The organism is Bacillus marasmi (assembly GCF_902168435.1).
Classification (GTDB): Bacteria; Bacillota; Bacilli; order Bacillales; family Cytobacillaceae; genus Bacillus_BU; species Bacillus_BU marasmi.
On sequence record NZ_LR656166.1, the window covers coordinates 343613 to 356362 of the forward strand.

Genomic DNA, 12750 nt, shown 5'->3' on the forward strand with positions numbered 1-12750 from the left:
AGCTTCTAAAGGAAAGGGCCTTTGTTTCATCCGTGTAGAAAAGGCTATCTTGAGGATTAATAATTGAAGGCAGACTCTAAATATAGGGTCTGCCTTTGTTATTTATTAGAAATCATTATGGTAAAATAATCCTATGTTTGAGTGATAACGAGAAAGGATGTCCAGCATGAATGGCCTTCAATTTGGGTGGATTGATTTTTCTAAAGAGCAGAGAAATAAAGTGTTAAGCGTGATAAATCTTCTAACAGAGCCAGGTGCGGTGGATGAATTGGGGATTGGGGTTGTTCGTGATGCTTTTGCAAATATCTTTTTTCCTGGTACATCTACCATCCAAACGAGGGCTAAATATTTTCTTATTGTCCCGTACCTATTTACAGAACTTGAAAGTGAAAAAGCGTTAAATCCTGACAAGATGTTGAAGCTGCTGCATGAACGTGAGCTCGAGTTAATTGATGTTCTGAAACAGAGTAATGAATGGGGCATAATCGGAGAAAATGCCGGCAGGAGCTTGCAACGAAAGCCTTCTGATATTTATTGGAATGGGTTGAGAACATTCGGTATTTTTACAGATGAGAGTATGACCATGAATGAATATGTCCGTGCCTTTCATTTTTTAAAAGAGAAAAAGAAAACGACTAGATCACATGGGTTTATTCATCAAAATAATAGTGATCAAGACGGAGATGATAATAATGCTGTTTCCGAAGAGCTTGCAAAGGGTTTTTGGCGAGTACCAGAGCATTCAAAGGACTGGCGTGATACTTTAAATATAAAACTGTCTTCTGATGAGGCTCTATTCTTGAAATATAGAATCATACAATCCGTGCCTAATTCATTGTTAGCCTGGGTATTAGAAAACAATGTGACTGACTTTTGTAGTTATGGGACTTTCGAGCAGCTTGAAGCGATGCTAGAGCAGTTTCCTGAGCAAATTCGCTCCGATTATCAAATGGCAAAATCCTTTGCTGAGTTTATTTATGGTGCACATCTCCGTTATAATGTGATCCTTTCCAATCATGAAGATGATGGTGTTTTACAAAAATGGGAGGAATGGCACGAGAAAATGGAACCGTATTCAAGTTTAGATCTTCAAGAAATCGTAGTGAAACGATTACATATCAATAACCCGAAGTTGTTGCCATTTTTAGTAAAGCTTCAGCTGGCGATGCAAGCGGATCATATCGACAAGCTTGATGAACTCATTCTTCAGCGGGAGAAAAGCTTAAAAGGTAGGAAGCGTTCGAAGCTATATAATCGGCACGAATTTACTTATGAAGGTTGGGTTGGGATTGATAAGCTCCAATTTCGATTAAGACAAGCAAAAAATATATTAGGTGATATTTTCGAAGGGCTAGGCGAGACGTATGTTAAAACCAAGTAGTGATCGACTAGATTATAGTAATATGCTGACACCTCCAACGGGTTATGAGACGAGCTTTGCGATTGGCACAACCTATTCATTGGACCTTAATACATTAATAGGTATCAGCATTGCCCTTGGATTGTCAGAATCAATTGACAGTGCCTTGAAGAATCAGCCTATCTATTTATTAGAAGCTTTGAAAAGGACGGCGGATAAGGTTCTCATTTTTTGCGAGGGTGGTCAAATAAAGGCACCGGCAAATCCGAGTCCATTACATATTCTTTTGGAAAAAATGGTCGTTGAAGTGAAAATGAAAAACAAAAAATCATTCCATCCGAAATTTTGGTTTGTTAAATACGAAAACGAGGATGGGGACGCTTTGTATCGATGTTTGATTTTAAGCAGGAACCTTACCTTTGACCGAAGCTGGGATGTCGCTGTTGGTGTTGATGGGGTTTATAAGCCTGATGGTAGATACACAAATGGATATCCGAAGTCTAAACCAATAAGTGATTTCCTAAAATCTTTATTAAAACTTGCAGGAACAAATGCGTTTCTATCTGATAAGCGGAAAATGGTGTCTAAATTATCCTCTGAAGTACTGGATGTGAAATTCGAGTTACATGATAAGCGTTTCCTGGAATTTGATTTTTGTCCTGTTGGGATTGCTGGATATGATATTGATTCAACGGGTTTGTTTCAAAATTTTCATGAGTTGCTTATACTTTCTCCATTTTTAAGTGACGAAATCATTCTTGATTTTAATAAAAATGCATTAACAAATCCTCATCGAAACACACTGATCACACGACGGTCGGAGCTCCCGAGGTTAAGAAAATCTTCGGTCACACACTTCGATGTTTTTGTCATGAAGGATGAAATTGTCGATGGGGAAGAGGCCTTGAGTGAAGGTGAGCAGGAGGAAGAAAAGCTTCAGCAAGATATTCACGCTAAGGTTTATTGTAAAACAAAATACGCTAATAGCGAGTTATACATTGGCTCATTAAATGCCTCAACTAGCGCTAGCTATGGAAATGTTGAGTTCATGCTAAAATTGGCTGCGAAAAGAAGATATGTAAATGTAGACATATTAAAGCACGATTTATTCGGTGATAACGAAAAGGAAAATCCATTTGAAAAAGTGGAAATTAGTGACCAGGTTAATGGGGAAGTCACAGACACAGTTGATCTCCAAAAGTTAATTAAGGACGTTTCACGACTAACCTCATCAGCCAAGGTATTAGAAAACGAAGATCACTACGATTTAGAAATAACATTTGAAAATCTAATCAATAACGAAAATATTTCTATTTCCCCTTTGTTTTCAAAACAAAGAGCAGATCTATCATCCTGCATTCGTTTTACAGGATTGTATATTCTGCAGCTCTCTGAATTTTATGTTATTGAAGCTGTTGGCGAGGAAGAAAGCTTAAAAAGAATCATTAAAATTCCTACAAGCAACATCCCGGAAGCTAGAGAGAGCAGTATTGTTAATGAGATTATTAAGGATAAAAACGGATTTATTCAGTATCTATCATTTTTACTTGGCGACGACTACTTACTTGCTTTTTTAGAAAATAAACATCAGCTGAAAAATAGCTTTATCTATGGGTTTGGGGAACCAATTCCTGCACTCTATGAAAAAATGCTCAGAGCTGCTGCTCACTCACCTGGGAAATTAGATGAAATTCAAAAGCTAATGGAATTGATTTCTGATGAAGAAATTATCCCAGATGGATTTAGGGACGTGTATGATGTTTTTGCAAAGGCAGTGAAGGGATCATGAAATTAGACTTAAACCAAATCGAAACTGAGATAATGCAAGGTTTAAAGGACTTCCAGCGAGCAACTGTTAATCGTGTGTTCGAGCTTTTCCAAACTGGACAAAACAGAGTATTGGTTGCCGATGAGGTTGGCCTTGGGAAAACGCTCATTGCCAAAGGGATTATCTCAAAAACGTCTAGATACCATTATGAAGAGCTTAAGGATGATCTTTTTAAGGTGGTTTACATTTGCTCTAATTCTAGTATTGCTAGTCAGAATATGAAAAAACTTAAGATAAGTAAAGACGTAAAAATAGAGAATGTTTCTGATACGCGTTTATCCATGCAGCATTTAAAAATTTTTGAACAAGAGAATGATGAGGAGGTAAAGGATTCCTATATTCAGCTAATTCCACTTACTCCTTTGACTTCATTTTCAATGACGAATGGTGGGGGAAATGTATCTGAGCGAGCGCTGATGTTTGCTATTTTGAAGCGAATGGAGTTATTTAAACCACTAGAAAAAGAACTTGAAACCCTATTTATTGATACTGCATTTTCTGGCTGGAAATGGGCTTATGGTATTTATGAGCCGCGGGTGAGTGCATGTAACGAGAAAACGAATGGACAATATATATTAACCATGATAAGAGAAATCGAAGCATACCTGAATGAGCATCCGCTTTTACCAGAAATTATCTATATTTGTAAAGCGATAAGAGAAAATGGATACGAGAGAATATCAGGCACTTATCCGCTTTTACAAAATTTAAGAATGATGTTTGCAAGAATTAGTGTTGAAAGAATGAACCCCGATTTGGTCATTATGGATGAATTTCAACGGTTTAAATTTTTAATTTCACAAGATATCGAATCAGAAACAGGGATATTAGCAGACCGATTTTTAAAAGGAAATGAAACGAATATTCTTTTGCTATCTGCTACACCCTACAAGCTCTATTCCACCCTTGAGGAAATTAGCGAGAACCAAAGTGACGACCATTATGCCGAATTTTTCCAGGTAATGGACTTCCTGTTTCAACAAAAGCTGAAACAAAATGAATTCAAGGAAATATGGAGTAATTATTCTGCAAGCCTTCGTGAAATCAATCACGATCACTTTACCCTTTTAGAGGTGAAAAATAAAGCAGAGGATGCAATGTATCAAGCTGTGTGTCGCACCGAGCGGATTTCTGCTATTGATACTGGCGATTTTATCGATGATAGAAGTGTGAAAGCACCAATTAAGATTACGAATAAAGATGTATTGTCCTATATTGAGGCTGAAAATTTATTATCAGAAATCGGTGAGCATCATCATGTACCGGTTGATTATGTAAAATCTACACCATATTTGCTGTCTTTTATGAAGCAGTACCAATTAAAACAGCACGTTGAAAAGTTCTTTAAAAAGTATCCCGACCAGATCAATTTAGCTAAAAAAAAGCACTTGTGGATAGATAAGAAGCAGCTCCAAAATTATCGGGAACTTGAACCAGCTAATGCTCGATTAGAAAAATTAAAAGAGGCGGCGTTTGAGAATCAAGCGGAATTGCTGTTGTGGGTTCCACCCTCCAAACCATACTATGAACCACAGGGCGTATATAAAGATAAAAATAAATTTTCTAAGATATTGGTGTTTTCCGCATGGGAAATGGTGCCGAGAATGATAGCCTCGCTTATTTCTTATGAGGCCGAACGGAAAACGGTTGGGAGGCTCGTTGCCAAAAACAAGGATAAAAAGAACACTAGTTATTTTGCTCCCAATAACAAACGGTTTCCGGTTGCACGGCTACGTTTTAATGTTGACAAAGGTACTCCTCATTCGATGAGTTTGTTTTGCCTACTTTATCCATCAGTAACCTTAGCTAATTTATATGATCCTATTTCTCGTTTAAATGAGGGGAAATCCCTTGAAATGATTGAAAACGAACTAATGATTAAGGTAAGTAACTTGATTGATGGGTTAAAGGATTATCAGAATGACCGCAATCGGACTGATGATCGGTGGTATTTTCTTGCGCCATTATTATTCGATGGAATGGAAACGGTAAAAAGTTGGTTTGAACATAGGACAGAATTGCTGCAAAGTATGGAGGATGAAGAGGAGGAAAGGGGTCATAAAGGTTTTCTTGTCCATTTAGATCATTTAGAGGAGTTATTTCATTCGATTTCTGAACTCGATTTGGGAAAAATGCCTAATGATTTGACTCAAGTCCTAGTAAAGTTGGCCATCTCCTCTCCAGCAGTCTGTGCCTATCGTTCAAACGGTAACAATGGTTTGTATGCCTCACAATTAGCAAAAGCGATGATTAATCTATTTAATCGGACAGAAGCAACGGCGATTATCGAACTTTGCTATGGTGGGAAAAATAGTGATGCCCATTGGAAAAATGTTTTACATTATTGCTGTGATGGGAATTTCCAGGCTCTATTTGATGAATACGTGCATTTGATGGTTGAATCAAATGGCGTAAAAATACCGCTGATCCATACAAGCACATTCACAAGAATCTATTGGAATCGATGAAAACCCATTCAGCAAATTATCGAGTTGATACTTATAAAACATTTAAAAGCAAGATAAAGGGGGGCAAAGATAAGGGAATTGCTCTACGTTCCCACTTTGCTGTTGGATTTTATAAAGATGAAGGTGAAAATCAGAAAGGCACTGATCGAAAGGAAAGTATCCGGAATTCTTTTAATTCCCCTTTTCGACCATTTGTCCTCGCTACTACTTCCATTGGTCAGGAAGGCTTGGATTTTCATTTTTACTGTAGAAAAATAATGCATTGGAATTTACCTTCAAACCCGATCGATTTGGAGCAAAGGGAAGGGAGGATCAACCGCTTTAAATGCTTGGCAATTCGCCAAAATATTGCATTGAAGTTTGGTGAGCAAATTTCATTCGAAAAAGATATATGGGAAGAATTATTTGATTTTGCGAAACAAACCTATTCCGGCAGGTATTCAGAACTTATCCCATTTTGGTGTTTACCTGATGATCAGGAGATAAAAATCGAAAGGATTGTCCCTTTGTATCCAATGAGCAAGGATATAGGAAGCTATCAGAGATTAATAAAAATCCTGTCGCTTTACCGAATTACGCTCGGACAAGCAAGACAAGAAGAATTGCTGGAATATCTTCTTGAAAATAGTGATAGCAGTGAGGATCTTAAGGATTTGTTTATTATTTTGAGTCCTTACTATAGAGAAAACTCTACAATCATTCTTTAAAATCTAACTAACAAAATATTTTAATTACATTGGTTATATTTACCATTTATTTCAAGTAAAAAAGCTAGGGACAATATAATGTACCCTAGCTTTACGTCATTATATAAACTTTTTCGCAACTTCCACCAGTTTGTCTTTATGTAAGCTGATATCAGTAACTTTGTCAATATTCACAAAAGACCTGTCTTCATCATTGAACTGTATGTATTTTTGTGACTGGTTAAATCCTAAACGACAAATCCATTTTCGGATATTATTATCTAAGAGGATGTTAAAATAACTTAAGTTATCACGATAGCCTATACGATCATCATCAACAATATCCATTAGTAAAAATTTGGTTATGGCATATCCCTCGACTTCTTCCTCTGATGTCTCTATTTTTGGTTCGTTTTTTTCTTCTTCAATATTCTGAACATCGGTACTTAGTTCAGCCTCTTGAGGAGTGTCCTCATCGTTAGTTGATTTTAATGCGGCATTCAATTTATCATTGACCATTTCATTAATGAATTGTTTAAATGCTTTTTTTATAATAGGTTCAAACTTATCAATTGTATTTTTGGTTTTTACACCATTATATATTTGGCCAATCATGAATTTTACAAATTCGTCAGAAGGGGTTTCCAACTGTTCGTTAAAAAATTTTTTGAGTTTGTTTAAGTATTTTAATTCTGAGGCAGTATTAAATATTTTTTCTAAATCAAAGCTATTTTTCTTAAATTTTGCTAATTCGTGTATGGAGCTATCTTTTAAATCTAAAATGTTAAATTCTAGGAAGGGTGCAGCATCCATTTTATTTTGTTCTTCTAAATCAGTATAAAAGCGATAAATAAGACCATTGGTAAGGATGGCAAATTTTGCAGAAGTTGTACCAAAATATCTAAAAAGCTGGGAGTCATGTTTGTGTAGTTTTTCGTTTATTGATTTTGCTTCAATTAAGATAACCGGCTTTCCATCACTCATGATTGCGTAATCAACTTTCTCTCCCTTTTTTATCCCAACATCTGCAACAAATTCTGGTGTGAATTCCTCAGGATTAAAAATGTCATAACCAAGGATTTGAAAAAAGGGCATTATTACTGACGTTTTTGTTGCCTCTTCTGTAGAAATAGAGTTTTGCAATTTTTCAACGCGTTTCGAAAAAGTCTTTATTTGCTCGATAAAATTATCCATTGACAATCCTCCCCTTAACATAAATAGATTATTAGAAGAATATGTAAATTAGTTGTGTTTTACCATATATTTTTAATTATTGATTAAAAAATAATATTCACTATCTTCACTCGTAAATATATTCTGATCAAATTCAAAAACCTGGGAATTTGATTGCATAGAGTTATATTTCCAAATTAAATTCCAAATATACCCTCTGTTTTGGATAAGGTACAAGTACAGCAAATGATAGGTGGAAATATCATAATTGTGAATACTAAAAACCGAGAGATGCTACCGGTTTTGGAGGTATTGGTTTCCACCAAATTAATGTGACGGATCCTAAAATTCACATTTGAAAAGCAAAGACCTTAGTGTAAACAGTCCGTGTTATTTGCATTAGTAGATCAAAAGCTATCTCCGCTTCAACACCCCTTTTTTTACTAAATTCACAAGTGTCCCCTTATTTTTATATCTTTGATAAGCAATTAGGCGGTTCAGATCTTTTATAGTCAATGCGGCTGGATCGATTGTGAGTTCAAATTCATTCTTAATTTTTTCAATGATGGACAAGGCGTAATCTACTTGTTTTGGCGTCAAGGTGTAATCATCCTGGCTAGTGGGTGGAACTTGTGTGTTTTGCTTTAGTGGAGATGGATTTGTAGCTGAATGCTGTTTGATTTTTGCATCGACGAGCGCTTCGATTTCTTCAGGACTAATTTGTTTATTATTTGACGGAGTTGGTTTGAATAATTTATTTATGATTCCTTTTAGCATATTTTCACTCCTCATTCAAAGCAGTTGTATTTATGTAGTATTTATCTGTTACTATTTTACCAAAATTATCTTATAAAAGAATATTAGAATAGGAAGATATTTGTTAATAATGGAAAAAGTTTAATAAATTTGTATCATTTATATTGTAATTTTGGTAAAATACTGTAATTTTTATGAGTCGAAATAACTTTTATAGTATAATTAAGAAAAATGCGACTTATGGAGAGGGTATTATGGCCATTACCGTTCCTGAAACGATAAGATCTTCCGCTACTGCTGGGGAGAGGTTGCTTTTTCGAACTCTGAAAACCTTTTTACCAGACGATTATATAGTTTATTATGAAGCAGAAATCCAAGGGAGAAGACCTGATTTTATTATCATTGGTCCTGATTTGGGAATTGTCGTTCTTGAAGTGAAGGATTATACGAAGAATACCTTGTTTCAGCTCAATCATGATGAATGGCATATTCTTACGACTTCGGGGGATCAAGCAGTTATTAAAAGTCCGATGAAGCAAGCTCGTGAATATATGTTTTTAGTTTCAAATACCCTAAAAAAAGATAAAAGCCTAGTTCAACTAGATGGTAAGCACAAATTCCAATTAAAGTTTCCTTGTGGATATGGTGTTGTTTTTACCAGAATGAGCACGAAGGATTTCATTCAAAACGATTTATATTCTGTGATTGATCCTAATCTTTGCTTAACGCGTGATGAGATTGATCCAGATAAAGAATCATTTTCTGAAGAAATATTGATGGAAAAGATCATGAACATGTTTGTTGTTCCGTTTCGTGTAAGGGCACCTTTAACATTCGAAGACATCAATGCAATTCGGTATCACTTGTTCCCAGAGGTTCGAATTAGTGCGGAATTTAGAGGACAAGTGCCTTATCAGGATCAGCTACTATTATCATTACATGACATCAAAACGATGGATTTACATCAAGAGAATTTGGCGAAGCAGCTTGGTGATAAAAACCGGTTAATTCGCGGTGTTGCTGGGAGTGGGAAGACGATTATTCTTGCGAGCAGGGCTAAAATGCTGGCTAAGGAACATCCTGATTGGAAGATTTTAATTCTTTGCTACAACATTTCTTTGGCCAATGGGATTCAGCACATGTTAAATCACATGCTGAATGAGCCAGAGGATTTGTTTGATTTTGACCCAGTTGCCAAAGCTACTCAAAGTAACAATATCATCGTTCGTAATTTTCACTCGTGGTTGAAAAATGATCTGAAAATAAGAGATTTCAATCTTCCTACCATTATGGAAAAAATAGAGAAGAAGGAAACGATTCTCCCAACCTATGATGCGGTGCTAATCGACGAAGGCCAGGATTTTGAGGCAGATTGGCTAAAGCTAGTTAGCTTATTAATCAATGAGGAGACACAATCCTTATTATTGGTTGAAGATCGAGCCCAAACGATTTATAGTCGCAAACGCTCGTATTTGCAGGATACAGGATTAAGTTTCCAGGGTCGGTCAAAGGTCTTAACGATTAATTATCGTAATTCTCAACAAATCGTGAAATTTGCTTGGGATTTTTATCGAAAGCATTCAGTATTTAAGAACAAGGTTGTTGGCCGTGAGCTTGATGGTGAAATTATCGCTCCACAAAGTACAAAAAGACGAGGGCCGGAGCCTGGAATCATTAAGGCTAAGAATTTCTATGAGGAAATGAGAATCGTAGCTCGACAGATTAAGAAATTAAGTGAGGGCAAGAAGGTTCCGCTAGAAGAAATTCTGATTTTATATCGGGTGAAACGAACATCATCCTATCCGATTATTGATATCATTAAACGGGGGTTAGATGATCTAAACTTGCCGTATTTTTGGATTACGGAAAGTGATTCATCTAAGCGTTCTTTTGAAAAGGTTGATGGAAAAATCAAAATTAGTACGATTGATAGCAGTAAGGGACTGGATTTCCAAGCAGTCTTCATCGTCAATATCGACTCAATGCCGTTTCCTTTAGAAGAGGATAGGGAGCGGGAGGTTTCTTTATTTTACATAGGGATGACGAGAGCGAAGGAGTATTTGTGCTTGTCGTATTCAGGGGAGTCAGAGTTTACTTTGTATTTGGATAGGGTATTGAAAGAGCGGACTGAGTCAAAGGCAGGTAAGATGTTAAAATCGAATTAGCGTATGTCTTCAGTTTTTCTTTTTACATTGTTGTAAACTTCAAAATGTAAATCCTATATGCTCGATATTTTGAAGGCAGTGACCTTTCTAAAGTTTATACAATAATTATGCAACCAGTTTGGGCACATAGAGCTAATCTATGTGCCCGTTTAATGGTTTGCGAGAGTGATTTGGTCACGTAGAGCGAGTCTACGTGCCCGTTTAGTGGTTTGCGAGAGTGTTTTGGTCGCGTAGAGCCAATCTACGTGCCCGTTTCGTGGTTTTCGAGAGTGATTTGGTCACGTAGAGCCAGTCTACGTGACCGATTCGTGGTTTGCCAGAGTGATTTGGTCACGTAGAGAGAGTCTACGTGCCCGATTAGTGGTTTAACAGAGTGATTTGGTCACGTAGAGCGAGTCTACGTGCCCGTTTCGTGGTTTGCCAGAGTGATTTGGTCACGTAGAGCGAGTCTACGTGCCCGATTAGTGGTTTACCAGAGTGATTTGGTCACGTAGAGCGAGTCTACGTGCCCGATTAGGAGTTTAACAGAGTGATTTGGTCACGTAGAGCGAGTCTACGTGCCCGATTAATGGTTTGCGAGAGTGTTTTGGTCGCGTAGAGCGAGTCTACGTGCCCGATTAGTGGTTTGCTAGGAATTAGGCTTGTGACACGCTTTTTTTAAGAAAATCTTTTGAATAATGTTGTTGTGCTGTTCAGATGGTAGGTTGTTCATCATAAAGTGAAGCGCCTTACAAATTTTCAAAGGTAACTAATGATTTCGTCGCTTGTTCACTTCAATCGAAATGAACTCTGGTAAATAGTTGGGAGTACAGCCTTTTGATACTTTATCATCTTTGTAAAGACTCGTTTTCTCACCAAGTTTGATACAACGCTCACGATACATTTCATCAAAAATACCTATCCAGCCTGCGGTGAAATTCATAGCCCACTGAACTTCGGGTTCTTCCTTCGAAATATTAGCTTCTAATGTAGATAGTAAGTCTTCAGTGTTATCAGGCGGTGTTTGTCCAGTCCATCTTAATCGGCCTTGATAATACCAGAAAACTCGCCTTTGAAGTGCAGAAGGGCTATTTTCCCACGACTCCATCAATGCAATTAACTTCTTGTCTTTAGTCAGCTGGTTAGCCATTAGCCAATCCATTAAGTTATTTCGTTCATCAATAGTATGAATCTGCATATCTTGGTCGAGCTTATTAAGCACATCTTCCGAAAGAAGCTTTTTGTCCATAATTAAGATTGCTAATTGTCTAGGCAAAAACTCTTCGGTTGTCCACAGTTCCATAGCAAGTTCGTGATCTTTTTTAATTTCCTTCGCGATTTTTCGTAAGTCGCCTAGCTTAGTATTTCTATTAATCTGAGCTAGAATGTTTTCTGCTTTAGATGTGCGTTTTATTTTTTCATTCAATTTATACAACTCCTTTGCTGAAGAGTGGTTTGATTATTAATTGGATGAAGCTTATCATCTATCTTTTTAAAAATAAATCAGGTGTGGAAAATAAGCGGAGATTTTCCGGTTAAATTGGGAATGTTATTCATTTCGGGTAAAATAAGAGGAGATTTTCCTGTTAAGTAAAGAAAAAAGCTCCATTTTAATGATTTTCGATTAAATAAGTGGAATTCCTCCTGCTATTTTGGCCATTTTTGAAGGTATTCTCAAAATAAGCGGAAACCCTCCGTCTATTTTAGTTCATTACATTCCAATTTTCATAGTAAGTATCGACATATTGAGCAATTATTAGGTCCACATCAGATTCATATTTTAAGAAGACGAGCGTCGCAAATCAGGAGGTTTGACATATGAAAATCAATAGAATTGATCACGTAAGTATAAACGTCAATGATCTTTCAGAGGCTAAAGCGTTTTTCATAGATTTAGGACTTGAAGTGAAAGCGGAATGGGAATTGGATGGAGAACAGCTGGACAGAATCGTTGGGCTAAAAGGTGTTAAAACGGCTTGTGTTGGTTTGGGTATGCCAGATGGAAAGACATGGATAGAGCTAGTCAAATATATTACGCCGTCAGATGAAGGTGAAATTCAGCAAACTTTTGCCAATACGCTTGGTATTCGTCATATTTGCTTTGCGGTTGAAGATATAGAAGCAATCATTGCAAAATTGAAACAGAAGGGCACTGAAGTCTTTAGTGAGATCGAGCAATATGGAGAAAGTTATAAGTTATGCTACGTGCGTGGTCCAGAGGGGATTATTTTAGAATTGGCGGAGAAAATCGGGTAAAAAGATAAAAGGCTACGGCAAAAGCCATAACCTTTAATGGTGGAACATTATTATTTATTTTTGTCAGCGTATACAGCCA

Annotated in this window: 9 protein-coding genes; 6 read left to right on the forward strand and 3 right to left on the reverse strand. The window is 36.7% G+C overall.

The window, feature by feature from the left end; all coding sequences use genetic code 11:
• Nucleotides 1-166: 166 nt before the first annotated feature.
• The 4 genes from FXW34_RS05900 to FXW34_RS23300 are packed head-to-tail and all read left to right on the forward strand — an operon-like array spanning nucleotide 167 to nucleotide 6363.
• The gene (locus FXW34_RS05900; protein WP_147533027.1) at nucleotides 167-1381 is read left to right on the forward strand and encodes a DUF6361 family protein; all 1215 of its coding nucleotides are present in this window, start codon (nucleotides 167-169) and stop codon (nucleotides 1379-1381) included.
• On the forward strand, nucleotides 1365-3149 hold the full coding sequence (locus FXW34_RS05905) for a phospholipase D-like domain-containing protein (RefSeq protein ID WP_147533028.1): 1785 nt from the start codon (nucleotides 1365-1367) through the stop codon (nucleotides 3147-3149). The genes FXW34_RS05900 and FXW34_RS05905 overlap by 17 nt, the downstream gene beginning before the upstream one ends.
• Nucleotides 3146-5656, forward strand: a complete 2511-nt coding sequence (locus FXW34_RS05910) for a DEAD/DEAH box helicase family protein (RefSeq protein ID WP_246140887.1) — start codon at nucleotides 3146-3148, stop codon at nucleotides 5654-5656. Before FXW34_RS05905 ends, FXW34_RS05910 begins: the two co-directional genes overlap by 4 nt.
• Complete coding sequence (locus FXW34_RS23300) at nucleotides 5653-6363, forward strand: helicase C-terminal domain-containing protein (protein WP_246140891.1); 711 nt, start codon at nucleotides 5653-5655, stop codon at nucleotides 6361-6363. The genes FXW34_RS05910 and FXW34_RS23300 overlap by 4 nt, the downstream gene beginning before the upstream one ends.
• 99 nt (nucleotides 6364-6462) lie before the next feature.
• Here FXW34_RS23300 and FXW34_RS05915 read toward each other — a convergent pair whose 3' ends face one another.
• Both FXW34_RS05915 and FXW34_RS05920 read right to left on the reverse strand, forming a co-directional pair.
• Nucleotides 6463-7536 (reverse strand): type I restriction endonuclease, encoded by a 1074-nt coding sequence (locus FXW34_RS05915; protein WP_147533029.1) that lies wholly within the window; start codon nucleotides 7534-7536, stop codon nucleotides 6463-6465.
• Between the two features lie 393 nt (nucleotides 7537-7929).
• Complete coding sequence (locus tag FXW34_RS05920; protein ID WP_147533030.1) at nucleotides 7930-8292, reverse strand: ABC transporter ATP-binding protein; 363 nt, start codon at nucleotides 8290-8292, stop codon at nucleotides 7930-7932.
• Between the two features lie 233 nt (nucleotides 8293-8525).
• On the opposite strand from FXW34_RS05920, the gene FXW34_RS05925 reads away from it, so the two are divergent.
• Complete coding sequence (locus tag FXW34_RS05925; protein ID WP_147533031.1) at nucleotides 8526-10436, forward strand: 3'-5' exonuclease; 1911 nt, start codon at nucleotides 8526-8528, stop codon at nucleotides 10434-10436.
• Between the two features lie 748 nt (nucleotides 10437-11184).
• Here FXW34_RS05925 and FXW34_RS05930 read toward each other — a convergent pair.
• Entirely contained in the window at nucleotides 11185-11841 is a 657-nt protein-coding gene (locus FXW34_RS05930; RefSeq protein ID WP_147533032.1) for a DNA alkylation repair protein, read from the reverse strand.
• A 392-nt stretch (nucleotides 11842-12233) separates the two neighbouring features.
• Here FXW34_RS05930 and FXW34_RS05935 point away from each other — a divergent pair, with 392 nt between their 5' ends.
• Entirely contained in the window at nucleotides 12234-12671 is a 438-nt protein-coding gene (locus FXW34_RS05935) for a VOC family protein (RefSeq protein WP_147533033.1), read from the forward strand.
• Nucleotides 12672-12750 lie beyond the last annotated feature (79 nt).